Source organism: Parviterribacter kavangonensis, from assembly GCF_056863335.1.
This window is the reverse complement of record NZ_JBXPJA010000001.1, coordinates 150,241-170,383: the sequence shown is the minus strand read 5'-3', so window position 1 is coordinate 170,383 and position 20,143 is coordinate 150,241. Positions and strand designations below refer to the sequence as shown.

Sequence of the window (20,143 nt, the reverse complement as noted above, 5' to 3'; positions counted from 1 at the left end):
CGACCCGGGGCTCGGCCCACGTCACTTCTCAGGCGCGAGCGGTCCCACGCGGCGCGACGCTTCGGTCATGGTCGAAGGACCGTCACCTCTCCCGCATTCGAGCGACAGGCCATGAGCGCCCGGCAGTTGTTGGCCGGACTGGTCGACGAGGTGCCCCCGCCGGAGCCCGTCGAGCCGTCGGCGTTCATCGAAGACGAGCTCCTACCGCTGGCGATGGCGCCCGTCGAGCCGGCCGCGTTCGTGCTCGCGTGCGTCAAGACCGCGTGGGGACCCCGGGGGCTTCGGAACTGACTGGCTCGGGAGCGATCCGCCGAAGACGCTGGGCAACATCACCGAGCTGTTCGGCCGCGAGCCGCGAGCAGTCGCGCGCCCGTACGCGCTGGGTTACGATCGGTCTGCCGATGGACAGCCCACCTCGCGGACCGGTCCAGCGCATGGACCTGCGCGGGCGGGCGCACGAGTGCGCGCTGCTCGACGACCTGGTCTCGGCGATACGTCGCGGCGACAGCCGGTCGCTCGTACTGCGAGGCGAGGCTGGGATCGGGAAGACGGCCCTGCTCGACTACCTGATCGCCTCGGCGTCTGATCTGACGGTCGTAAGAGCAGTCGGCGTGGAGTCGGAGATGGAGCTGGGCTTCGCCAGCCTGCACCAACTGTGCGCGCCGTTGCTCGACCGGCTCCGCGCGCTCCCGGATCCCCAGCGGCGGGCGGTGGAGACGGTGTTCGGGCTGAGCGCCGGCCCCGCTCCCGATCGGTTCTTCGTCGGGTTGGCCGTACTGGGCCTCCTCGCGGCGGCATCCGAACAGCGTCCATTGCTGTGCGTCGTCGATGACGCGCAGTGGCTGGACCAAGCTTCGGCGTTGACGCTGGCCTTCGTCGCGCGTCGCCTGCTGGCGGAAGCAGTCGGGATCGTGTTCGCCGCGCGTGAACCGGGAGAGGAGCTTCGACACCTCCCCGAGATGGAGGTGCGCGGCGTCCGCAATGGCGACGCCCGGGCGCTGCTGAGCTCGGCCGTCCGATTCAGGTTGGACGACCGAATCCGGGATCGCATCCTCGCCGAGTCGCGCGGGAACCCGCTGGCGCTGTTGGAGCTGCCGCGAGGCTTGACGGCCAGGCAGTTGGCGGGCGGCTTCGGCCTGGTCGAGGCGCAGGGGCTCGCAGGGCGGATCGAGGAGAGCTTCGTTCGTCGGGTTGAGACGCTCTCCGGCGACACGCGACGCCTGCTGCTGGTCGCGGCGGCCGAGCCGGTAGGCGATCCTCTGCTGCTGGTGACTGCATGCGAGCGGCTGGGGATCGCCGTCTCGGCCGTGGACACGGAAACGGAGGGGCTGCTCGCAGTCGCCGAGCGCGTGACGTTCCGTCATCCGCTGGTGCGCTCCGCCGTCTACCGGACCGCGACCAGAGAGCAACGCCGCGAGGTCCATCTGGCCTTGGCAGAGGCGACCGATCGAAGCGTCGACCCCGACCGTCGCGCATGGCACCTGGCCATCGCCGCAGCGGGGCCGGACGAGCCGGTCGCCGCGGCGCTCGAGCGGTCCGCCGGCCGCGCCCAGGCGCGCGGTGGTCTGGCCGCGGCAGCAGCGTTCCTGCATCGCGCCGTTGTTCTGTCGGGCGATCCTGCCCAGCGGGTGCGACGTGCGCTTGCCGCTGCCCAAGCGAGCTTGCATGCCGGCAGCTTCGAGGGCGCGCTCGCGTTGCTGGCGCTGGCCGAGGCGTCGACGCCCGACGAGCTGCAGGCGGCGCACGTGGAGCTGCTCCGCGGTCAGATCGCGTTCGCGTCGAGCCTGGGGACCTCGGCGCCGCCACTGCTCTTGAACGCTGCCAAACGCCTCGAGCAACTTGACCCGGAGCTTGCCCGCGAGACTTACCTCGACGCGTGGGGAGCTGCGTTGTTCGCCGGTCGTCTGGCCTCCGCGGGCAGCATGGTCGAGGTCTGTCGTGCCGCCATGTCGGCTCCGCGGCCGACCCGGCCACTCCGTTCATCCGATCTGCTGCTCGACGCCCTCGCCACCCATGTCATCGAAGGCCGGGCGGCGGCGGCGCCACTGCTGAGACGGGCGACGGCCCTGATGGTGAACGAAGCGTCACCGCGCCCGGAGAACCTCCGCTGGGGTTGGAGGACGCTGCTCCCGCCCATCCTCATCTGGGATGACGACAGCTGGCACGCCATCAGCGGGCGCCACCTCAGGGAGGCCCGCGAGGCCGGCGCGCTGTCCAGGCTGCCGATCGACCTGATCGACTGGGCCATCTGCGTCATGTGGTCAGGCGACTTCGGTGCTGCAACGGTCACGATCGCCGAGGCCAATGCGATCACGAAGGCGACCGGGACCCACATGGCGCCCTACGCCCAGCTGTTGCTGTCCGCGCTCCGCGGTCAAGAGGACGCCTCGCCGTTGATCGAGTCCACCATCCGTGACGCCGGCACAGGCGGACAAGGGCTCGGGGTCCAGTTCGCCGAGTGGGTGAGCGCGATCCTCTTCAACGGACTGGGCCGCTACGAACGGGCGCTCGCCTCGGCCCAGCGAGCTGCCGAGCAGGCACCGCTGCTCCACGTCTCACCCTGGGCAGCGATCGAGCTCGTGGAGGCCGCGGCCCGCTCAGGGAGACCCGATGTGGCCCACGATGCGCTCGAGCGCGTGACGGCAGCCACCGCGTCCTGCAACACCGATTGGGGTCGGGGAGTGCAGGCGCGCTGCCGGGCACTGGTGAGCGAGGGCGATGGTGCGGACCGCCTGCATCGCGAGGCGATCGAGAGGTTGGCGAGGACCCGCCGGCGTCCCGAGCTTGCCCGGGCTCATCTTCTCTACGGGGAGTGGCTGAGGCGCGAGAACCGCCGAGTCGACGCGCGCGACCAACTGCGCACGGCCCACGAGATGCTGGCCACGATCGGCATGGAGGCGTTCGCCGAGCGCGCCCGCAAGGAGCTTCAAGCCACCGGCGAGAAGGCGCGGCGGCGGACCGTCGAAACTCGCGACGACCTGACGGCGCAGGAGCGGCAGGTCGCGCTGCTTGCCGCCGATGGGTTGTCGAACCCGGAGATCGGGGCGCGGCTCTTCCTCAGCCCGCGGACCGTCGAGTGGCATCTGAGCAACGTGTTCACCAAGCTCGGGATCCGTTCCCGCCGGGAGCTGGTGAACGCACCACCGGGATCGGAGTCTCGACTGCTCCGCGCCTGAGTCGAGGGGCCCGTCTCGGCAGCGCGGGGATCGGCCGGGAGCGGCCCGGTGGGCAGACCCGGGGTCTTCAACGGGTGCGTCACATCCATCAGGCCTTCAGGTTGGGTGGCGTCACCGAACCGTCCCCAGGAGGACCACATGGCTGTCACAGCGGACACGGCCGCGGGCAACACCGCCATCCGGCCGTTCACGATCGACGTCCCCGAGGAGGATCTCGAGGACCTGCGCGCGCGCATCGCCGCCACGCGCTGGCCCGAGAGGGAAACCGTCGACGACGCGTCGCAGGGCGTGCAGTTGGCGACGCTCCAGGCGCTCGCGAGCTACTGGCTGAACGAGTACGACTGGCGCAAGTGCGAGGCCAAGCTCAACTCGGTTCCCAACTTCATCACCGAGATCGATGGGCTGGACATCCACTTCGTCCACGTCCGCTCCAAGCACGAGGACGCGCTGCCGCTCATCGTCAGCCACGGATGGCCGGGCTCGGTCATCGAGCAGCTGAAGATCGTCGACCTGCTCACCGACCCGACCGCGCATGGCGGGAGCGCCTCGGACGCCTTCCACGTGGTGATCCCCAACATGCCGGGCTACGGGTTCTCCGGCAAGCCGGCCGCGACCGGCTGGGACGCGGTGCACATCGGGCGCGCCTGGGTCGAGCTGATGAAGCGCCTCGGCTACGAGCAGTTCGTCGCGGCCGGCGGCGACTGGGGCGGGATCGTCGTCGATGTGATGGCCGCCGGACCCGACGCCCCGCCGGAGCTGATCGGGATCCACAGCACCTTCCCCGGCGTGTTCCCGGCGGATGTCGAGAAGGCGATCCAGACCCATGGGGACCTGCCGGCCGACCTCTCGGCCGACGAGCGACGCGCGGTCGAGTCGCTGGCCAGCGCCTACGGGTACGCGGGCCAGGCCGAGATGGCCTGGCATCCGCAGACGCTGGTCGGACTGGCCGACTCGCCCGTTGCCCTGGCGGCCTGGCTGATCGACCACGACCCGATCAGCTACGAGACGCTGATCGCCCCGGCCTTCGTGGAAGGACGCGAAGGAGGCCTGACGCGTGACGACGTCCTCGACAACGCCACCATGTTCTGGCTGACGAACACCGGGGTCTCCGCGTCCCGCATCTACTGGGAGCACAAGGCCAGCTGGGCGTCCGTCAGGAACGTCTCCGTGCCAGTGGCCGTGAGCATGTTCCCCGACGACGTCGTCTACGCGCCGCGGAGCTGGAGCGAGCAGGCGTACCCCAAGCTCGTCCACTACAACGAGGTGGACCGGGGCGGGCACTTCGCCGCCTGGGAGCAGCCCGAGCTGTACGCCTCCGAGCTGCGCACGGGTTTCCGATCGCTGCGCTAGGTGAGAAGGGAGACGAGATGCAACCAGAAGCCGACTCCCGGGACCGCGAAGCGACAACCGGCCGTTTCGCTCTCGCGCTGTACGCGGTGGCCGAACTGCTCTGCACCGGAGCGGTCGTCGCGCTGGTAGTTGACTGGATGTAAGCCGAAGGCCCGCGACGTCGCGGGCCTTCGCCGTTCTTGGGTGTGCGGAAGCGCTACCGCTGCATGAGCATCGCGTCGGTGCCGTCGGGCAGCGTCTGCGTGCCGATCGAGTCGAACTTCGCGGTGAGGTCGCCCGACACCGTGCCGGTCGCCATCGTGCCCATCGACTCGCCGGCGAACTGGAGCGTCCCGGTGAGGAAGCCGCCCGCGCCCTTCGCGGTCGCCGAGGAGAGGTCCGAGGCGGCGGTCAGGCCGGCGTCGCCGGTCTGCGCGGTGATCATGTGCATGACGGTCGCCGGAGCGGTCGCCGAGTCGGCGTCCATCCGCATGAAAGACTGGCTCACCTTGCCGCCGGTCTTGCTCATGCTGACCATGAGCTGGCCGTCCTGCTGCTCGAGCGAGCTCGTGAGCATCAGGCCGCTCGTGCCCGACCCGCTGCCGGAGCAGTCGAGCTTGCCGGCCTTCAGGATCTGCGCCTTGAGGCTCTTCGGCGCGACGGTCTTGAAGAAGCTCGTGTCGAGGACGAGCTTCGTCTTGCCGGTCAGCTGGCCCGACCGAGCGCTGCCCGCGGTGCCGGTGCACCCGGCCGGGACGACGCCCTTGCCGGACTTCCCGGCGTTGACCTTCGCGTTGATCGAGCCGTACTTCCCGAGACTCCCCTTGATCGTCGCCTTCGCGCCCTTGATCGAGACGTCCACGCCCTGGAAGGACCACATGTGCATCTGCGTCGACGGCCCGGACTTCTTCGAGGCGACGACGGAGAACGAGTCAGCGGAGCCGTCGGTGGCGGTCAGGCTCACCGAGTAGCCCTTCACCTTCACGGGCCCGGCGACGAGCGTGGAATCGGCAAGCGCGGCCGTCGGAGCGACGAGCAGCCCGGACGCGGCGACGGCGGCGAGCAGGGAGGAGCGGTTCATGGCGGCCACTCTGTCGGCCTGAGACGCCGCTCACATCGGGGATCCTCCTGAACCTCCGCTCCCCGGTCCGTCGGGGCACCCCGATCCGGTTGGGGACGGCACCTGACCGCAACCTGTGAGACGGTCGGCGCATGGCTGTCATCGAACGACTCGACTTCCTCGGCGTCCCGACGCAGGACCCTGAGCGCGCACGGACCTTCTACCGCGACGTCCTCGGCATGCGGCCCGACGAGCACGCCGAGTGGGAGCAGTGGGCCGGCGAGACGTGCTTCGGGATCTGGGAGCCCGAGAAGCAGGGCATGCCGTTCATCCCCCAGAAGGGGAACCCGTGGCCCCTGCGCTGCGACGACGTCGCCGAGATGCGCAAGGCGCTCGAGGCGAAGGGCGTCGAGTTCACCGGCGACACGTTCGACACGGGCGTCTGCCACATGGCGTTCTTCACCGACCCCGACGGCAACGAGCTGATGCTCCACCGCCGGTACGCGCCCTACCCCTCCTGAGGTGCTCCGCCCGCGCAACGACCTGCGCCAGTACGACGACCTCGCCGCCGAGTGGTGGCGGCCGCGGGGCGAGTTCGCGGCGCTGCACTGGCTCGCGAAGGCGCGGGGCGCGCTCGTGCCGCCGCCACCGCACCCGGGCGCCCGGCTGCTGGACATGGGGTGCGGCGGCGGGCTGCTCGCTCCCCACCTGCCGCCGGGATGGCGCCACGTCGGCGTGGACCTCAGCGAGACGGCGCTGGCCGAGGCGGCCCGCCATGGCGTGGAGCCGGTGCACGCCGACGTCGCCGCGCTGCCGTTCGACGACGCGTCGTTCGACGTCGTCGTGGCCGGCGAGGTCCTGGAGCACGTGCCCGACCTCGAGGCCGTGGTGTCGGAGGCGTGCCGGGTGCTGCGGCCCGGCGGGACGTTCGTGTGCGACACGATCGCCGACACCGCCTTCGCGCGGCTGACGCTCGTGACCATCGGCGAGCGCGTGCCGGGCGGCCCGCCGCTGCACTGCCACGACCCCGCGCTGTTCGTCTCGCCCGAGCGGCTGCGCGCCGCGTGCGCGCGCGGCGGCGTCGACCTGCGGCTCCGCGGCCTGCGCCCGGCCGCGCTCCAGTTCGCCGCGTTCCTGCTGCACCTCCGCGACGAGGTCGCCATGGTCCCGACCCGGCCGCTCAACGGCGTGATCCAGGGAACCGGGCGCAAGCGCGGCTGAACGGCGCGCGGGGCGTGCCACCATGCGGTGATGGCGTTCGCCCACCCGCGCACGGCCGACGGCCCGCGGTTCATCCGCCGCCCGACCGCCGGCCTCGCCGGCCACGGCGCCGCGTTCCCCGCCACGCGCGGTCAGCGCGAGCTGTGGGACGGGTTCTTCGGCGAGCACTACGGCCACGCGAAGAAGTCGCGCGCGGTCTGGCTGCGCTGCGGCGTCGAGCAGCGCCACGGCGTCGCCGATCCGTTCAGCGAGGACGTCCGCGGCTGGTCGACCGGCCGGCGCATGGAGCGCTTCGCCGAGACCGCGCTGCCGCTCGGCGAGCAGGCGATCCGCGCCTCGCTCGACGACGCCGGCGTCGACGTCGGCGACGTCGATCACCTCGCCGTCGTCACGTGCACGGGGTACGGGACCCCGGGGCTCGACATCCGGCTCGCCGACGCGCTCGGCATGCGCGCCGACGTCCAGCGCACGCACATCGGGCACATGGGCTGCTACGCGGCGATCCCCGGTCTGGCGACCGTCGCCGACGCTGCAGTGGCGCGGTCGCGCGTGTCGGTGATGCTGTGCATCGAGCTCACCAGCCTGCACATCCAGCCGCCGACCGACGATCCGGAGCAGCTCGTCGCGCACGCGCTCTTCTCCGACGCGGCGGTCGCGGTCACGGTGGTGCCGGATGAAGGGGCGTTCGAGGTCGTCGACATCGCGGCACGGACCGACCCGTCGACCGCGTCGTACATGACGTGGGACGTCACGGACCTGGGCTTCCGCATGGGGCTGTCCGCGCGCGTGCCCGAGGTGCTCGACCGCCACGTCGAGGGCGTGGTCGATGAGCTCCTCGCCCGCCACGGCTGGACGCGCGACGACGTCGCCGGCTGGGCGGTGCACCCGGGCGGTCCGCGCATCGTCGACGTCGTCGCCGACCGGCTCGGCCTGGATCGCAGTGAGGTGGACGCCTCGCGCGCCGTCCTGCGCGACCACGGCAACTGCTCGTCGGCCACGGTGCTGCTCGTGCTGGACGAGCTGCGGCGGACGACCCCGATGCCGGCGGGCGCGCCCGTCGTCGCGCTCGCGTTCGGCCCCGGGCTGACGCTCTACGCCGCGCTGCTGCGCGTCCGGTAGATGGCGTCGCGCGCGGAGGCGTGCGACGTCCTCGTCGTCGGCCTCGGCCCGGTCGGCCTGCTGCTGACGGCGCTGCTGCGCCGGTCCGGCGTGGCGGTGCTGGCGGTCGAACGCGACGCCGTCGCACCCGACCTGCCGCGCGCCGCGACGCTCGACGACGAGGCGCTGCGCGCGCTCGCGACGGTGGGCTGCGCCGCGCCGGTCGTGGAGGCGGGCGTCGTCCTCTCCGAGGCGCGTTTGCGGTTGCGGGACGGCCGCGCGGTCACGCTCATGCGCACGCCGGCCGCGACCGCCAACGGCCACCCCGCGCTCGTCGGCATCCACCAGCCGCTCGTCGAGGAGGCGCTGGCCGCGCACGTCGGCGACGCGGCGCGGCGGGGGATCGAGCTGCGCGCGCTCGAGCAGGACCGCGACGGCGTCCTCGCCCGGCTGTCCGACGGGCCGCTGCGGGCGCGGTACGTCGTCGGCTGCGACGGGGCGCGCAGCGCGGTGCGGGCGGCGGCCGGCATCCGCTTCGGCGGCACGACGTTCGCGCAGCGCTGGCTCGTCGTCGACGCGCGCGTCGCCGAGCGTGGTCCCGCCGTCGCGGAGTTCGTCGGCGATCCGCGCGCCCCCGCGGTGACGCTGCCGCTCGGGGAGGCGCGGCGCCGCGCGGAGGTCATGGTCGCCCCCGGAACGTCCGCCGACCCGGCGTTCGTCGCGCGCCTCGCCGGCCCGGGCGCCGAACCGCACCGCGCGGCGGTCTACACGTTCCACGCCCGCACCGCCGAGCGCTGGCGCGCCGGCCGCGTGCTGCTCGCCGGCGACGCCGCGCACCTCATGCCGCCGTTCGCCGGCCAGGGGCTCGGCTCGGGCCTGCGCGACGCCGTGAACCTCGCCTGGAAGCTTGCGGCCGTCGTCGGCGGCCACGCCGGCGAGGAGCTGCTCGACACCTACGAGGCCGAGCGCCGGCCGCACGTCGTGCGCATGACCGCGCTCGCGCGGTTCGTCGGTGCGCTGGTCCAGACGCGGCGTCCCCGGCTCGCGCTCGCGCGCGACGCTTCGCTCACCGCGCTCGACGGCACCGCGCTCGCCGCCTGGCTGCAGCGGGGCGCGCCGAAGCCGCCCGCCACCCTCCCGCGCCGCTTCGTGACCCGGACCCCCGGCGCCGGCCGGCTCCTTCCCCAGAGCGACCCGCGGCTCGACGAGGCGCTCGGCGGGGGCTGGTCCGTCGTCCGCGCGGCCGAGGTCGCCGACGACCTCACGGCCCGCTGGCTGCGCGAGCACCACGCCGACTGGGCGGTCGTGCGGCCGGACCGCCACGTGCACGCGACCGGCACCGGCACCGGACCCGGCGCGCCAACACCGGGTCCCGTACAACGTGCGACTTGACACCAACGCTCAAGTAGGAAGAGGATCGGCGCCCCTTGAAGACGCGGGACCCGCAAGCACTCCGCGAGCACGTGGCGGACATGGACCGAGCGCTCGGGCTCGAGTGGCCACCGCTCGAGCTCAAGCAGCACATCTCGGCGTACCTCGTGCCGCAGGACGGCGACGCGCAGGCGACGATCGACCGGTTCCTGCTGGCGGTGACGCGCGGCGGGACGCCGTTCCGCGCCGCGGCCGACCACTGGCGGACGAAGACGGCGCGCATGTACCTGCTCGAGATCTACGACGGGCGCCACGTCGCGCTGCTGAGCGCCGACGACCAGGCGCTCATGCCGGCATGGCACGCGGCGCACGAGCCGCAGCCGCACGCCGTCAGCCGCTTCGAGGCCGGTGCGCTGCTCCCCGGCTCGAAGAAGCGCGCGCCGCGGCCGACGCTCACAACGAGCTGAGGATCTCCAGCGCCTCGTCGCGCGTCTCGGCGATCAGCACGAGGCCGCCGGTCTCGCTGATCTCGAGCATGTGCCCGACGTAGTCCGGCCGCGCGACGACGACGATCGCGCCCGCCCCGATCGCGAGCGAACGAGACGCGCGCACCAGCCCGTCGAGGAGCTTCGAGTTCAGCACCGGCAGCGAGGAGAAGTCGACGACGATCCCCGCCACGCCGGACGCGGCCACCGACTCGACGGCGCCGGCCAGCGACTCGGCCGCGAAGCCGAGCGTGTCGCCGCGCACGACCACCACCGCCGTGCGGGCGTCGACGTGCTCGACGGTGACGGGCCCGTCGCTCAAAGCATGCGCGGGAGGTGGCTCCACGCCTCCACCGCGATCGGGTCGCCGATGTGCATCCCGCTGTCGTCGATCGTGTACTCGCGCAGCGCCTTGTCGTGGTCCGAGCCGCGCATCTTCAGCACGTTCAGCGCTCGGCGGACCTCGGATCCCGCGCCCACGTACTGCAGCAGGATGACCGTGTCGCTGACGGTCGACACGTGCAGCGAGCCCGTCGACAGCCCGCCCTCGAGCCCCTCCGCCGCCGCGGTCACCAGCCCCAGCGCCGCCCGCGACTTGATCTGGGCCGACAGCCCCAGCAGGTACTCCCGGAACGACTTGGCCGTCGCGACGCGCTGCAGCGCGGTCAGCGAGTCGATCGCCACCCGATCGGGAGCGAAGGCGTTCATCTCGTCCTTCATCCGCAGCAGGTGGTCCTCCAGAGGAGCTCCCTCGGGCGCGGCGGCGACGATCCGCAGCTGCCCGCTCGCCTCCAGCGCATCGAAGTCGAGCCCCCACGCGGCTGCATTGCGGACGATCTGGTCGCGGCTCTCCTCGAACGAGAAGAGGACCGCCTTGTCGCCGCTCGCCATTCCCCCGGCGACGAAGTGCGCCGACAGCAGCGACTTGCCCGTGCCGGTCGCGCCGTTGACGAGCACGAGCGACTGGTCGTACAGGCCGCCGCAGAACATGCGGTCGAGCTCGGCGAGCCCCGACGACAGCCGCCGCCGCGACGAGCTGTAGGCAATGGTCGGGCTGACCTGGGGCACTGCGACCATCCCGCGCTCCGTGCGGATCGAGAAGAGGTGCTCGCCCCGCAGGTGCGACCCGCCGCGCAGCTTCAGCACCTCGACGGTGCGCCGCCGCTTCTCGGCGTCGAGCGCGTTGCGCAGGATGATGACGTTGTCGGCGACGAACTCCTCGAAGCCGTGGCGCGAGATCGGCCCGTAGTCGTCGGGCCGCTCGGCGGTCATGATCGTGGTGACGCCGAGCGCCTCGAGCTCGGACGCGATCTGGAAGAGCGCGCGCCGCGCCGCCATGTTGTTCGAGAACTGCTCGATGAGCGAGCCCGTCGAGTCGAGCGCGACGCGCTTGGCGCCGACCTGCTCCACCGCGTGCCGCACGCGCACGACCAGCGACGCGAGGTCGTAGTCCCCCGCCACCTCGACCTCGTCCTCGTACCGCGGGGCCGCGTCGACGAAGGTCCAGGTCCCCTGCTCCTCCCAGGCGGGGATGTCCCACGCGAACGAGCCGAAGTTGCGGCGGATCGCCGACGGGCGCTCCTCGAAGGTCACGAAGACACCCGGCTCGACCTGCCGGATGCCGTCCGCCAGGTACTGCACGGCCAGGACGGTCTTGCCGCTGCCCGCGGTGCCGGCGACGAGGGTCAGCCGCTCGCGCGGCAGGCCGCCGCCGGTGATGTCGTCGAGCCCCTCGATGCCCGGCGAGAGGCGCGGGATCTCCCCTGCGATCACGGCGTTCCTCTCCCGAGGCCGAGCGACCAGATGACGCGCTCCGGGTCCGACAGGTCGCCGGCGATGCGGCGGACCGGCGGCGGATCGAGGCGCACGAGCAGCGGCGTGGCCAGGATCCGCTGCTCCTCGGCCAACCGGGGCTGGTCGCGCAGGTCGATCACCTCGACCGACGCCAGGTCGCCGAGCTGCTCGCGGAGGCGGTCGAGCGATCGCAGCGCCCGCTCGGACGCCTGCGTTCCCCCGACCACGTACAGCCGGAGCTCGGTGATGGTGCCTTCGCCGATCGGCGCACCCTACCCGCGACTTCGGGTCAGGATGCGAGCGCGAGCGTCTGGCGCTGCTGCGCGAAGTCGGCGCCGACCTCGCGGAGGATGCCGAGCATCGCCTCGACCGCGGGCGTGCGGTAGCTGCCGCGCAGGGTGGCCGCCTGGATGCGTCGCAGCGGCGGCCGCGCGCCGAGCGACCGGATCGCCACGTCGTCGCGCACCGCCAGCAGCGCCAGGTCGGGGATGAGCGCCACGCCGACGCCCGCCGCGACGAAGCCCTGGATCGCCAGGTAGTCGTCGGAGTGGAACGCGATCCGCGGCTCGAAGCCCGCTGCGTTGCACGCGCGCAGCAGGATCATCGTGTCCGGGCAGCCGCGGCTGGAGCCGCCGATGAAGGCCTCCTCGCGGACGTCCTCCAGGCGGATGCGCGCCTTCCCGGCGAGCTTGTGGCCGCTCGGGAGCGCCAGGTACATCGGATCGTCCAGCAGATGGACGCCGTCGACCTGCTCCTCGTCGATGGCGCAGAACGGCGCGTCGATCGTCAGCGCGACGTCCACCGTGCCCGCCTTGAGCTTGTCGATCGCCTCGTCCATCTCGGCCGGCTCGAGCGTCAGGTCGACCGCCGGGTGGCGCTCGCGGAACAGCGCGATCGCGCGCGGCATGATCGTGGCCCCCGCCGAGGCGAACGAGGCGAGGCGCAGACGGCCGCCGCGCAGGCCGGCGATCGCCTCCAGCTCGGCCTCCGCGTCGGCCAGCCGGGCGAGGATGATCTCGGTGTGCCGGACGAGCGCGCCGCCCGCCTCGGTCAGCCGGACGCCGCGCGCCGAGCGCTCGACGAGGCGCGTGCCGGCCTCCCGTTCGAGCGCGGCGATCTGCTGGCTGACGGCCGACTGCGTGTAGGCGAGGGACTCCGCCGCGGCGGAGAAGGACCCGCACGCCGCGACCTCCCTGAGGACCCGGAGACGCTTGACGTCGAGCATCAGCTGATCTTATCCCAACGATGAAGAGATGTCACTTGAGCTTCTGGCCCAAGCGTCCGACTATGGAAGGGGGAGAGACCAAGAACAACACGAGACCCGGAACAAGCCATGACCACCCTCACCACCCCTGTCATCTCCATCCGCGCCGCCACCGACGCCGACGAGCGCGCACTCAACCGCCTCGCCGCGCTCGACAGCGCCGCGGTCCCGACCGCCCCGGTCCTGATCGCCGAGGTCGACGGCCGCCCCGAGGCCGCGCTGTCCGTGGTGGACAGCACCTCCGTCGCCGACCCCTTCGCCCCCACGGCCGAGCTCGTCGACCTGCTGCGCGTGCACGCGCTGCACCTGGCCGCGTAGTCGAGCCCCTCGATGACGCCGCCCGCGGGGCTAGGCTCCGCGGGCAATGCGTCCCTTGTCGGTGGCGTTCTTCGAGCGAGTCGCCGCCTCCCCCCAGCGAGCGCTCCTGCGGGTCGCGGGTCGCATCGACCCGGACGTCGCGAACGGCGCCGAGCCCGCGCTGCTGGTCGACGACGGGCGCCGCGCCCACCGCTTCGAGGCGCTCGGCGCGCCGGATCGCTTCGATCCCGTCACCGGCGCCTTCGTCCTCCCCTTCGCCCCGCCGGCGTCGATGCTGACCGGCCGGGTCGCCTACGCGCTCGACGTGGGCGGCGACGTCCTCGACCTGCCCGCTCCCACCGAGCGGCGCCTCGTCTCGCCGCGCGCGGTGCCGGCGCCGGCGCCCGAGCGCATCGCCGCGGCTCCCTCCGACGACCCGCTGCTGGCCGCCGCCGACCGCGTCCGTGCGCTCGAGCAGCGGCTGCGGATGCTCGAGAGCGAGCGCGAGTCGGTCGACGACGCCAAGCGCGACGCCGAGCTGCTGCGCCAGCGCGTCGAGGAGGCCGAGCGCGCGCAGGAGGCGAGCAAGCAGGAGGAGCGCGACCGCCGCGCCGAGCTGACCGCCGCCCGCGACGAGCTGCGGCGCGCGACGGAGGAGGCCGCGCGCTCCGCCGCCGAGCTGGCGAACGCCGTGGCCGCCCGGCAGGCCGCCGAGGAGGCGCGGCGCTCCGCCGAGACCCGCGGCGCCGCAGCCGCCGAGGCGCGCCAAGTCGCCGAGCTGCGCGCGCGGGAGGCGCTCCGCGCTCGTGAGGACGCCGAACGGGCGGCCCGGGAGGCCCTCGCCGCCACCGAGGCGATGCATGACCGCTTCGCGCACGTCGAGTCGGTCGAGCAGGAGCTGCAGGAGGTCCGCAAGCGCGCCGCGCGCCTCGAGGCCGACCTCGCCCGCGCCCGCGAGGCGGCGACCGGCGCGGAGGCCGCCGCGGCGGAGGCCGGCCGGCTGCTCGAGCGCGAGCGCGGCGCCCGCGAGGAGGCCGAGCGGCGGATGCACGACCAGGTCGAGGCGATCCGCGAGGAGGCCGACCGCCGGACCGCCGCCGTGCGCGAGGAGGCCGACGCCCGCGTCGCCGCCGCGGAGTCGCGCATCGCCGAGCTCGAGCAACGCGCGATCCAGGGCCTCGCGGACGAGGAGGCGCTGCAGGCGCTGGCCGACGCGCGCGAGACCGCGCGGATCGCCGAGCAGCGCGCGCAGGACCTCGAGAGCTCCCGCGACGAGCTGCAGCGCCAAGCGGCCGAGGCGCGGCGCGCGGCCCACGAGGCGGCGGGCAAGCACGAGCAGGCGATCGCCGAGTCCGCCGCGCTCGAGGCGCAGCTCGACCAGGCGCGGCACGAGCTGACGCGGCTGCAGGAGCGCCTCGCCGCCGCCGAGCGCGCCGCCAGCAGCGAGAGCGGCGTGCTGCGCGAGGAGCTCGAGGCCCGCGCGCGCGAGCTCGAGGACCTGCGGCTCGTCTCCGAGGCCGCCCGCGCCGCCGAGCGCGAGGCCGCCGCGCGCGCGGCGGCGGAGACCGAGGCGGCGCAGGCGCTGCGCGTCGATGTCGAGTCCGAGCGCGAGCGGCGCGGCCGCAGCGACGAGAAGGTCGAGGAGCTGCTGCGCACCGTGGAGGTCGAGCGCCGGCGCGCCGGCGACGCGCAGGAGGCGCTCGCGAAGGCGCACGACGAGCTGCGGTCCCTCGAGCAGGCGCGCGGGGCGATCGAGGTCCAGGTCGCGCGGCTGGCCGAGGTGGAGGCGCAGCTCGACGCGAGCCGGACGGAGGCGGAGGAGCTGCGCGTCGAGCGCGAGCGGCTGCTCGCCGAGGCGGCGGGCAGCGCCGAGCGCGTGAAGCAGGTCGAGACGCTGGAGCGGCGCCTCGAGGAGGTCCGCGCCGAGGCGACCACGGCCGAGGAGGAGCGCGCGGCGCTGCAGGAGCGGCTGACGAGCGTGACGCTCGTCGTCATGGAGGGCAGCCAGCGGACGCGGGACCTCGAGAGCCGGGTGATGCGCCTGCGCGGGGCGCTGCGCCTGCACGCCGGCGAGCACATCGCCACGCGCGAGCGCGCGGAGGCGTTCGAGCAGGCGCGCGACCGCATCGCCGAGGGCCTCGCGGCCGCCGACGCGATGGAGCGGCGGGCCGCCGAGCTGCTCGAGCGGATCGCCGATCCCGACGTGAGCAGCCGTCAGCGCAGGTAAGCTCGCCGGAAGATGGAGGAAGGCCGCGAGGACGACCGCGAGGTCCTGGACCAGCTCTCGATGCTGGCCGACGACCTCCTGCAGCAGGCCGGCGACATCCGCCGCCAGTGGACGGAGCTCGCCGAGGTGCTCGGGGCCGAGCTGCCGGCCGATCCCGACCGCGCGCCCGCCGCGATGCCGCCCGCGCGCCGGCCGGCTCCCGCCCCGCAGCCGCCCGCCGCGCCGGAGGACGACCCGATCCGGCTCGTGGCGCTCGACATGATGCTCTCGGGCCGCTCGCGCGACGAGGTCGCCGAGTACCTCGACGCCACGTTCGGCGGCGGCGAGTACGACGCGGTGCTCGACGAGATCTTCGCCCAGTACGGGTGATCGACCTCCACTCGCATCTCCTCCCGGGTCTGGACGACGGGCCGGAGGACATCGCGGGCACGCTGACGATGGCCGAGGTCGCGGTGGCCAACGGCATCCGCACGATGGTGGCCACGCCGCACATCCGCGAGGACCACCCCCGCGTCGACCCGTGGCGGCTGCCGGAGCTGGCGATGGCGTTGGAGGCGGAGCTGGCGGCGCACGGCATCGGGCTCCACGTCCTGGCGGGCGGCGAGCTGGCGCTGACGCGGGCGGTCGACATGAGCGACGACGAGCTGCGCGCCGTCACGCTGGCGGGGAACGGCACCGACCTGCTGCTCGAGACGCCGCATGAGCCGTTGCCGTCGCTGTTCGAGCCGATGGTCGAGCGGCTCATGGAGCGCGGGTTCCGCGTGACGCTCGCGCATCCGGAGCTCAACCCCGACTTCCAGCGCGACATCGGGCGCCTCGCCGCGCTCGTCGACCGCGGCGCGCTGACGCAGGTGACCGCCTCGTCGCTGGAGGCGCGCTGGTCGCGGCGCGGGCGCTTCGCGCGCAAGGCGCTGAAGGAGGGGCTCGTGCACGTGGTCGCCTCCGACGCCCACTCGGCGACGTGGCGTCCGCCGGACCTCGGGCCCGCGCTCGCGCTGGGCGAGATCGGGCGCACGCTGACGCAGACGGCGCCCGCGGCGATCCTCGCCGGCGACCCGCTGCCGCCGGCCTAGCGGCGCCGCGCGGCCCAGAGCTCGTCGTAGAGCTCGCCGAGCAGGCGGGCGGTGACGTCGAGGTCGAAGCGCTCGCGCCGGCGCTCGCGGCCCGAGCGGCCCATCGCCGCCGCGCGGTCGCGATCGGACAGCAACTGGCCGACCGCCGCGGCGACTGCGGCCGGGTCGCCCGGCTCGACGAGCAGCCCGTCCTCGCCGTCGCGGACGATCTCGGGGATGCCGCCGACCCGGGTGGCGACGACCGGCAGCCCGGCCTCCATGTACTCCATGACCGACAGCGGGCTGCCCTCCCGCTGCGAGGTCAGCACCGCGACGTCGAGCGCGGGCAGCAGCTGCGGGACGTCGGTGCGGATGCCGGTGAACACGACGGCGTCACCGAGACCGAGGTCGCCGGCGAGCGCCTCGAGCGCGGGGCGCCCGTCGCCGTAGCCGATGATCACCACGCGCAGGCCCGGGTGGTCGGCGCGCAGCAGCGCGGCGGCGCGCAGCAGCACGTCGTGCGCCTTCTCGGGCCGCAGCACGCCGACGGTGCCGATGACCGGCGCGTCCGGCGCGAGGCCGAGCTCGGCTCGCACGTCGCGCGCGGGATCGAGGGTGGGCGCGGCGATGCCGTTCGGCAGGACGCGCGCGCGGGACGCCGGGACGCCGCGCTCCACGAGCAGGCGGCGATCCCGCTCCGACACCGCCAGGTACGCGTCGACGCCGCGGCCGAGGACCTTGCTCTCCGCGAGCAGGCGCGCGCGGCCGAGGAGCTCCGGCGAGCCGTGCTCGTGGGCGACGAGCACCGGCACCCGCGTGACGCGGCCGAGCAGCGTGGCCCACAGCGACGAGCCGAACATGTGCCCGTGCAGGACGTCGATCTCCCTGCGCCGCACCCGCGCCACGAGCGGGCGCCACGCGGCGAGGTCGAAGCGGCCGCGGCGGCCGAGCTCGACGACCTCGACGCCGTGATCGGCGAGGTCGGCCAGGGCCTCGGCCTTCGTGTCGCCGGGGAAGTGGTCGCGCGTCTCGCGCGTGACGAAGAGCGTGCGGCGGAAGCGCGCGGGATCGAGGCGGGCGACGACCTGCATCGTGAACCGCTCGGCGCCGCCGGGGTTCAGCTGGTCGATCAGGTGGGCGACGCGCAGGCGATCGGTCACGCGGCGCGCACGACGTCGTCGTAGACCTCGCGCAGGCGCCCGGCCCACGCCTCGGCGCTGAACTCAGCCTCGAAGCGGGCACGGCCCTCGGCGCCGATCGCCGCGCGGCGCGCCGGGTCGGCGAGCAGCGGCTCGATCGCCCCGGCGATGACGTCCGCGCGCGGCGGCGCGGGGACGAGCACGGCGCCGCGCTCCTCCCCCGTGATCTCCGGGATGCCACCGACGTCGGTGGCGACGACGGGCGTCGACGCGGCGAGCGCCTCGATGACCGACGTGGGGAGCGCGTCGTACGACGGCGCGTGCAGCAGGACGTCCGTCGCGGCGAGCAGCGCCATCACGTCGTCCCGGTACCCCGCGACGATCGCTCCGTCACCGAGCGTCGCGGCCGCCTCGTGGACCGCGTCGCGCGACGGGCCGTCGCCGGCGATGAGCAGCCGCACGCGCGGATCGCGTTCCCGCAGCATCCGGATCGCATCGACGGCGATCGCGTGCTCCTTCTCGGGGCGCAGCGCGGCGACGATCGAGACGACGAGGTCGCCGGCGGCGATGCCGAGCTCGGCGCGGACCGCCGCGCCGTCCGCCTCGCTCGCCGGCTCCCCCGCGATGCCGTTGCGGACGGTGACGACGCGCTCCGGCCGCTCCCACCCGGTCTCGAGGTAGCGGTCGCGCGCGATCGTGGACACGGCGATCACGCGGCGCATGCCGACGCGGCGGCTGACGGCGAAGAGCCGCTCCTTGACCCCGTCGCGGCCGCGCCGGTCCCAGCGCATCTGGTGCAGCGTGGAGACGGCGGGGACGCCGAGCGAGCGGGCCGCCCAGCCGCCGGTGAAGTCCGACGTGCCGAGGTGCGTGTGCACGACGTCCGGCTTGACCTCGGCGATGTGCCGCCGCAGCGCGGCGACGGCCCTTGGCTCGAGGTGGCGGACCGGCACCAGCGCCGGGTCCACCCCTCGCGACCTCAGGCGATCGGCCGCCGGCGTCCCGTCCCGGTCCGACAGGTACGCGACGCGCATGTCGATGCCGGCCTCCGGGGCGACGGCGGCCAGGTGCGGCAGGAGCATCTCCGCTCCGCCGCAGGCCATCGAGTCGACGACGTGGAGCGCTCTCAGCACGTCCCGCGCGACACGCACGGGTCCACGACCCGCAGGCGCGAGCGCCAGTCGACGCCGTCGCGGATGTTGTAGACGAACACGTCGTCGGGAGCGTAGTACGGGACGCCGTTCTGCTCGGCGTACGTGACCCACGGGTCGGGCTGGCCCCACGCGGTGTGGCTGAGGCCGGACTCCTCGGCGATGCCCCAGGCGCCGCCGGTGTCGCCCATGATCATCCCGTACTCGGCCATGGCGTGGAAGATCGTCTTCCGCCACTTGGGAACGTTCAGCGCGTCGATCTCGGCCGCGGTCATGTCGAGCTGGACGCGGGCCCCCATCGGCGGCGCGTTCAGGTTCGGCTCGCCGATGTCCGAGCACGAGCGGCCGGGGTTCGAGCCGGCCGGGTAGACCGTGCCGCCCGACGAGCACTTCGCGACCAGGAAGAGCGCGTGGTCGATGCGGCCGGCCTGCAGCTCCTCGATGCGGAGCTTGCCGGCGAGGTTGCCGTACTTGCCGGCCGTCGCGTCCGAGCCGAGGCCGTCGCCGTCGATGCGCGTGCGCCCGCCCCAGCCGATGTCGATGCGGCCGCCGCTCGGGTCGCGCGGGCGGACGGTCCAGAAGTCGTACTCCCAACCCGTTGACTGGTCGATGACCGTCATGTGGCCGTCGCTGTCGCCGGCCGGCTGCGCCTGGACGGGGATGCGGATGACGTGGCCCTCGATCGCGCAGGTGCCCCAGCGCTCGAGGCAGTGGATCGTGAACTGCGGGTCGGTCGGCTGCGACCAGTAGACGGGGTCGCCCGCGTCCTTGTCGGTGCCGGCGACCTTGCCGCGGATGTGCTGCGCGGGGCCGAAGCTCGTGATGCGGTCGACGATCTGCTGCGAGTTGCTCAGCAGCGGGGCGGTCGCCGGGATCCTGCGGTTGAACGGGCTCGCGTCCGAGTACGGCCGCCAGCACGCGCCGGGGACGATGCCCATGCCGAACGTTCCGTAGGCGGGGCAGTCGCCGCCGAGCGGCGTGCTCGGCGCGGGCGCGGGGGCCGGCTCGGGAGCGGGCGCGGGGTCCGTCGGCGTGGGCGACGTCGGCGCGGGCTTCGTCTTCTTCTTGGCGGCGACGATCGTCTCGGTGGGCGACGTGGTCGGCTCGAGCTCGACGCGGCGGTCCTCGATCTTCAGGACGAGCGTCGGCGCGACGGGCGCGCTGACGACGCCGGTCGCCGGCTTCTTCGCGAGCTTCGCGCGCAGGCGCACCTTCAGGACGCCGCGGGCGGCGGCGCTGCGGACGGCGCGCAGCGGCAGCGCCTGCTGGCGGCGAGCGCTGGCGCGCAGGCGGGCACCGCGGATCGTGCGCGGGTGGATGCCCTTGATGCGGTAGCTGACGAGCTTGCCCTTCTTGACGGCCGCGCTGTAGGTCTTGACCTTGACGGCGGGGCGCGCGTCGGCCGGCTGGGGAAGCAGGCAGATGAGCAGCAACAGGGCGCTTGCGAGCAGCGCGAAACGGCAGCGCAAGCTGGGGAAC

The 20,143-nt window shown here is 73.8% G+C and carries 20 protein-coding genes; 12 read left to right on the top strand and 8 right to left on the bottom strand.

The annotated features are described in order from the left end of the window. The first annotated feature begins 111 nt into the window (after nt 1-111). From AC1UE4_RS00800 to AC1UE4_RS00790, 3 genes are all read left to right on the top strand, one after another. Nucleotides 112-291 (top strand): hypothetical protein, encoded by a 180-nt coding sequence (locus AC1UE4_RS00800; protein WP_482915318.1) that lies wholly within the window; start codon nt 112-114, stop codon nt 289-291. 143 nt (nt 292-434) lie between these two features. Further along, nucleotides 435-3,176, top strand: coding sequence for an AAA family ATPase (locus AC1UE4_RS00795; protein WP_482915317.1), 2,742 nt, complete (start codon nt 435-437; stop codon nt 3,174-3,176). 138 nt (nt 3,177-3,314) lie between these two features. Further along, nucleotides 3,315-4,526 carry an epoxide hydrolase family protein gene (locus AC1UE4_RS00790; RefSeq protein WP_482915316.1) on the top strand — a complete coding sequence of 404 codons (1,212 nt, stop codon included), beginning with the start codon at nt 3,315-3,317 and terminating at the stop codon, nt 4,524-4,526. A 196-nt stretch (nt 4,527-4,722) separates the two neighbouring features. On the opposite strand, the gene AC1UE4_RS00785 is transcribed toward AC1UE4_RS00790, so the two are convergent. Then, entirely contained in the window at nt 4,723-5,586 is an 864-nt protein-coding gene (locus AC1UE4_RS00785) for a hypothetical protein (RefSeq protein WP_482915315.1), read from the bottom strand. Between the two features lie 131 nt (nt 5,587-5,717). On the opposite strand from AC1UE4_RS00785, the gene AC1UE4_RS00780 reads away from it, so the two are divergent. The 5 genes from AC1UE4_RS00780 (at nt 5,718) to AC1UE4_RS00760 (ending at nt 9,722) form a co-directional block, all read left to right on the top strand. Continuing rightward, complete coding sequence (locus AC1UE4_RS00780) at nt 5,718-6,086, top strand: VOC family protein (protein WP_482915314.1); 369 nt, start codon at nt 5,718-5,720, stop codon at nt 6,084-6,086. Between the two features lies 1 nt (nt 6,087). Continuing rightward, nucleotides 6,088-6,786, top strand: coding sequence for a methyltransferase domain-containing protein (locus AC1UE4_RS00775; protein WP_482915313.1), 699 nt, complete (start codon nt 6,088-6,090; stop codon nt 6,784-6,786). A 30-nt stretch (nt 6,787-6,816) separates the two neighbouring features. Further along, nucleotides 6,817-7,905, top strand: a complete 1,089-nt coding sequence (locus tag AC1UE4_RS00770) for a type III polyketide synthase (RefSeq protein ID WP_482915312.1) — start codon at nt 6,817-6,819, stop codon at nt 7,903-7,905. Then, the gene (locus AC1UE4_RS00765) at nt 7,906-9,276 is read left to right on the top strand and encodes an FAD-dependent monooxygenase (RefSeq protein ID WP_482915311.1); all 1,371 of its coding nucleotides are present in this window, start codon (nt 7,906-7,908) and stop codon (nt 9,274-9,276) included. Between the two features lie 80 nt (nt 9,277-9,356). After that, the gene (locus AC1UE4_RS00760; protein ID WP_482915310.1) at nt 9,357-9,722 is read left to right on the top strand and encodes a hypothetical protein; all 366 of its coding nucleotides are present in this window, start codon (nt 9,357-9,359) and stop codon (nt 9,720-9,722) included. On the opposite strand, the gene AC1UE4_RS00755 is transcribed toward AC1UE4_RS00760, so the two are convergent. The 4 genes from AC1UE4_RS00755 to AC1UE4_RS00740 all read right to left on the bottom strand — a co-directional run bounded on the left by AC1UE4_RS00755 (nt 9,709) and on the right by AC1UE4_RS00740 (nt 12,759). After that, nucleotides 9,709-10,086, bottom strand: a complete 378-nt coding sequence (locus AC1UE4_RS00755) for an STAS domain-containing protein (protein WP_482915309.1) — start codon at nt 10,084-10,086, stop codon at nt 9,709-9,711. The genes AC1UE4_RS00760 and AC1UE4_RS00755 overlap by 14 nt on opposite strands. Next, nucleotides 10,059-11,513 carry a circadian clock protein KaiC gene (gene kaiC, locus AC1UE4_RS00750; protein WP_482915308.1) on the bottom strand — a complete coding sequence of 485 codons (1,455 nt, stop codon included), beginning with the start codon at nt 11,511-11,513 and terminating at the stop codon, nt 10,059-10,061. The genes AC1UE4_RS00755 and kaiC overlap by 28 nt, the downstream gene beginning before the upstream one ends. After that, nucleotides 11,510-11,761 (bottom strand): circadian clock KaiB family protein, encoded by a 252-nt coding sequence (locus AC1UE4_RS00745; protein ID WP_482915307.1) that lies wholly within the window; start codon nt 11,759-11,761, stop codon nt 11,510-11,512. The genes kaiC and AC1UE4_RS00745 overlap by 4 nt, the downstream gene beginning before the upstream one ends. 62 nt (nt 11,762-11,823) lie before the next feature. Beyond that, nucleotides 11,824-12,759, bottom strand: coding sequence for a LysR family transcriptional regulator (locus tag AC1UE4_RS00740; RefSeq protein ID WP_482915306.1), 936 nt, complete (start codon nt 12,757-12,759; stop codon nt 11,824-11,826). Between the two features lie 108 nt (nt 12,760-12,867). On the opposite strand from AC1UE4_RS00740, the gene AC1UE4_RS00735 reads away from it, so the two are divergent. Genes AC1UE4_RS00735 through AC1UE4_RS00720 form a run of 4 tightly spaced genes read left to right on the top strand, consistent with a single transcriptional unit; the run spans nt 12,868 to nt 16,395 of the window. Continuing rightward, a complete protein-coding gene (locus AC1UE4_RS00735; protein ID WP_482915305.1) occupies nt 12,868-13,116 on the top strand; it encodes a hypothetical protein in 249 nt (82 codons plus the stop codon). 46 nt (nt 13,117-13,162) lie between these two features. Continuing rightward, nucleotides 13,163-15,322 (top strand): coiled-coil domain-containing protein, encoded by a 2,160-nt coding sequence (locus AC1UE4_RS00730; RefSeq protein ID WP_482915304.1) that lies wholly within the window; start codon nt 13,163-13,165, stop codon nt 15,320-15,322. 12 nt (nt 15,323-15,334) lie between these two features. Beyond that, complete coding sequence (locus AC1UE4_RS00725) at nt 15,335-15,691, top strand: hypothetical protein (RefSeq protein WP_482915303.1); 357 nt, start codon at nt 15,335-15,337, stop codon at nt 15,689-15,691. Next, a complete protein-coding gene (locus AC1UE4_RS00720; RefSeq protein ID WP_482915302.1) occupies nt 15,688-16,395 on the top strand; it encodes a tyrosine-protein phosphatase in 708 nt (235 codons plus the stop codon). The genes AC1UE4_RS00725 and AC1UE4_RS00720 overlap by 4 nt, the downstream gene beginning before the upstream one ends. On the opposite strand, the gene AC1UE4_RS00715 is transcribed toward AC1UE4_RS00720, so the two are convergent. From AC1UE4_RS00715 to AC1UE4_RS00705, 3 genes are read right to left on the bottom strand one after another with little or no spacing between them, the layout of a single operon-like run. Continuing rightward, entirely contained in the window at nt 16,392-17,534 is a 1,143-nt protein-coding gene (locus tag AC1UE4_RS00715) for a glycosyltransferase (protein ID WP_482915301.1), read from the bottom strand. The genes AC1UE4_RS00720 and AC1UE4_RS00715 overlap by 4 nt on opposite strands. After that, on the bottom strand, nt 17,531-18,664 hold the full coding sequence (locus AC1UE4_RS00710; protein ID WP_482915300.1) for a glycosyltransferase family 4 protein: 1,134 nt from the start codon (nt 18,662-18,664) through the stop codon (nt 17,531-17,533). The genes AC1UE4_RS00715 and AC1UE4_RS00710 overlap by 4 nt, the downstream gene beginning before the upstream one ends. After that, a complete protein-coding gene (locus AC1UE4_RS00705) occupies nt 18,640-20,133 on the bottom strand; it encodes a hypothetical protein (RefSeq protein WP_482915299.1) in 1,494 nt (497 codons plus the stop codon). Before AC1UE4_RS00705 ends, AC1UE4_RS00710 begins: the two co-directional genes overlap by 25 nt. Between the last annotated feature and the right edge of the window lie 10 nt (nt 20,134-20,143).